Raw genomic sequence first — 3,391 nt, 5'->3', positions numbered from 1 at the left:
AAAAATATAGTATATACAAAGATTTTATTGAATATAACTTTACATTAATGGCCAATACTAGAATCAGCCTAATTATGAAAGGAGACAATGAAAATGGCTGATTTTATTTCATTTAAAAAACTTCGGTTGAAGATGGATCAATTGAAAGATCAGGTAACAACTAATCTACCAGATTCCAAACTGGCGTATATTTATTGTCGCGTCATTGACGACTTCCTTCTATTTTGTAAACAGGAATCATCTTGCACGCCAGTGGACAATGTACCGAAATATTATGAACAGGTAACAGGGGTAAGTCCATACATGCGCCCCTCAACCGAATGTAAAAAGCGTAAGGCGCGAGCAATACTATTTATCAGAGATACTTTGAATGGACGCGGTTTGGCAAGAAGGTACATTTATCATTCCACTTCAATACCAGAAACCTTCCAGAAAGATATCCAGCTTTATGATGAGTGGTTGGTATCAAAAGGATGTAGTCGCAGTACGATAAGAACCCGTATCGGGAGATTGAAACCCTTTTTTATTTTTATTTTCGAAGGTGGGTGTTCTTCGATTGACCACTTGGATGCCCAAACGTTTGTTGATTTTATCGGAACCCTTGAGGGGCACTATTCTTCTACAGGAAAAACGAATATTCTCTATACCATCAGAAGTTATTTTTCCTGCCCGATGATCAGTAATAATTTGAAATTTAGATTTGATTCCTATTTGGAAAACCTTCACACGAACAAACATGAGAGGTTGGAATCAGCCTATTCTACCAAGGAAATACGAAAGGTACTGGATTCCGTTGACAGAGCCTCTAGGCAGGGAAAAATGTTGTATCTAATGATGCTTTTTGCTAGTGTGTATGGGCTCCGTTCTTCTGATATCAGGACCCTCCAATTTTCGAACGTTGACTGGAGAAAGCGGTGTATTAGACTTAGCCAACAAAAGACCAAAAGATATTTAGAGCTCCCTTTAATACAGGAAGTATGCCTAGCGCTACTGGACTATATAAAAAACGCCAGACCCCAAACTATAGATGATTATATTTTTATTAGGCAAAGACCACCCCATGTGCCATATGCCGATGATAACCACTTTTCGGAAAAAGTCCGCGCCTGCTTTAAGAAAGCCGGGATCAATACAGATCGGAAGCATGCTGGACTTCACTCCATGAGACACAGCTTGGCAACTGGTATGATGTCGGACGGTGTTCAGATCAGCGAAATTGCCACGATCCTTGGACATACATCACCCCAGACAACCACTAGGTACATCTGGTCCGATATTTCCCAGTTGAGAAAAGCCTCCATGGAGGTGATGCCGTATGCTGAATGATAAGGAATTTCAAGCTTTCCAAGAAGGAATTTTCAAGGATTATTTCGTAAAATATATCATGTTTAAACGTGGTCAAGGTGAAAAAGTGACACATTCCACACTGATCAGATTGAAATCACTAAATCAAGAGCTTACCCTTGCTTGCGACAGTTTGGAAATCAGTCATGAAGTGGCAGAATTCATCCTACGTGAAAGAGAAAAGGAAAGTCCAGCAACTAGGGGACTTCGCGTTTCGGATTTCCGTCAGTTCTCAGCTTTTCTTCGAAGTTTGGGGATCGGTTCCTATGAAATACCACGCAAATATATGAAGAAAGTATATGTGCCATTCCGTCCATACATTTTTTCGGAAGCTGAACTGGGTTCCATTACCCTGGCAGCCGATCAGCTTCCACAAGGAAGAAGACCACACACCCATTGTCTGGTTTATCCTGTCATCATCCGTATTTTGATTGGAACTGGGATGCGTATCGGGGAAGTCCTTTCGCTTAAAATCCAGGATGTGGACATGGCTAACCAACTACTTATTGTATATAAATCAAAAAATAATGTATCTAGATACGTACCCATGTCGGAAAGTCTTTCAGCAACAGTTGGAAAATATCTTTCCAAATTACAGCACCGCCATGAATCACGGCAGTATTTATTTATTTCACCTTATACCGGAACAGGCTATTCCTATCATGCCATGAGGTACATGTTCAAAAAAATCTATTCAATAGCAGAAATCCGTACTCCCCAGGGGAGAATGCCAAGAATTCACGATGTCCGTCATTCGTTTTGCACGGCTAGCCTGAACCGAATGTTGGAGTCTGGTATGAACCTTTATACGGCAGTCCCAATTCTCGCAGCCTATGTTGGACATGTAAATCTGTCCGATACAGAGCGTTATATTCATCTAACTGAACATGGATACAGCGACTTTATCAAGAAAGAATCTCGTCTGAGAAGCCTGATTCCGGAGGTGTGTGATGAAAACTAAACCATTGTCCCACTATGTACAAACCTATTTTTTATCCTATCTGATAGCACAAAAAGGATATGGCAGAAATACGGTGGCTTCCTATAGGGACACCTTTAAACTTCTGTTCACTTTTCTTGAGGAGAACAAATTGTCTGTCTCAAGGCTTTCCATAGAAAATGTTGACAAAACGTGCATTATAGAATTCCTTCATTGGCTGGAAAATAGAAGGAAAAATGCGATATCTACGCGGAATGTACGTCTTGCGCATTTAAAATCATTTTGGGGATATGTATTGGCAACGACTCCAGAATGGGCAGACCATTGTAGTCAGATTATCCATATCCCATTCAAAAAAACAGAAAAGAAACCCCCTGCCTATTTGACAGAAACAGAAACAAAACAGCTCCTAGGCATGCCAGATGGTAACACACGATCAGGGATTAGACATATGGCTATACTATCATTGCTTTATGATTCGGGGTGCAGGGTTCAGGAACTCATTAGCCTGAACACATCAGATATTAGCTTGGGTGATATATGTAAAATTTTCATAAAAGGCAAGGGCGACAAATATCGTGAAATACCTATTATGCAGGAAACAGGCAAAATTCTGGAAAAATATATAAGAATATATGGGCGTCAGCCTGAAAAACCATTGTTCTGTAATAGCAGGGGAGAATGCCTAACGCGGGCAGGTATCTCCCATATCCTGAACAAGTACCAGAAACTTGCCAAAGAGACGAATGATGAACCTTTTCAGGAAAATCTGTCACCACATCGTCTTAGACATAGTAAGGCAACTCATCTTGTTAATAATGGTGTAAGTATTTATAATATCAGAGATTTCCTTGGACATGCATCTGTGACAACAACTCAGGTATATCTGACGTCTAATCCGGAAGTCATGCGGGAAGCAATTGAAAGAGCCTCACTAAAGACAGCACCGGATAGTGCAGAATACTTTTCTAATGAAGAAAAGGCAGATCTGATGTCCTTTATTGAGACGCTTTTCTAAAATATAATGTAAAGTTGGGGTTAGAAGTAAGTATGATTCTATCTATTTTTAACTACCAACTTTACATTAATCATTACTTTTCATTAAAT

General features: G+C 39.9%; 3 protein-coding genes. All 3 read left to right on the top strand.

What is annotated here, in order from left to right; genetic code table 11:
• Window positions 1-87 precede the first annotated feature (87 nt).
• Genes ACOI1D_RS21230 through ACOI1D_RS21220 form a run of 3 tightly spaced genes read left to right on the top strand, consistent with a single transcriptional unit; the run spans window position 88 to window position 3,302 of the window.
• Window positions 88-1,326 carry a tyrosine-type recombinase/integrase gene (locus ACOI1D_RS21230; RefSeq protein ID WP_422504164.1) on the top strand — a complete coding sequence of 413 codons (1,239 nt, stop codon included), beginning with the start codon at window positions 88-90 and terminating at the stop codon, window positions 1,324-1,326.
• Entirely contained in the window at window positions 1,316-2,305 is a 990-nt protein-coding gene (locus tag ACOI1D_RS21225; RefSeq protein ID WP_422504162.1) for a tyrosine-type recombinase/integrase, read from the top strand. Before ACOI1D_RS21230 ends, ACOI1D_RS21225 begins: the two co-directional genes overlap by 11 nt.
• Window positions 2,295-3,302, top strand: a complete 1,008-nt coding sequence (locus tag ACOI1D_RS21220) for a tyrosine-type recombinase/integrase (RefSeq protein ID WP_422504161.1) — start codon at window positions 2,295-2,297, stop codon at window positions 3,300-3,302. The genes ACOI1D_RS21225 and ACOI1D_RS21220 overlap by 11 nt, the downstream gene beginning before the upstream one ends.
• Window positions 3,303-3,391: the final 89 nt, after the last annotated feature.

The organism is Virgibacillus sp. DJP39, from assembly GCF_049310925.1.
GTDB lineage: Bacteria > Bacillota > Bacilli > Bacillales > Amphibacillaceae > Virgibacillus_F.
Note: the sequence above shows the minus strand (reverse complement) of the source record. Positions and strands in the feature narration are given on the sequence as shown.

What these genes read in the sequence shown, in the direction of transcription:
- ACOI1D_RS21230 (WP_422504164.1), top strand. Translation starts at nt 88, where the DNA reads ATGAAAATGGCTGATTTTATTTCATTTAAAAAACTTCGGTTGAAGATG.
- ACOI1D_RS21220 (WP_422504161.1), top strand. Translation starts at nt 2,295, where the DNA reads ATGAAAACTAAACCATTGTCCCACTATGTACAAACCTATTTTTTATCC.
- ACOI1D_RS21225 (WP_422504162.1), top strand. Translation starts at nt 1,316, where the DNA reads ATGCTGAATGATAAGGAATTTCAAGCTTTCCAAGAAGGAATTTTCAAG.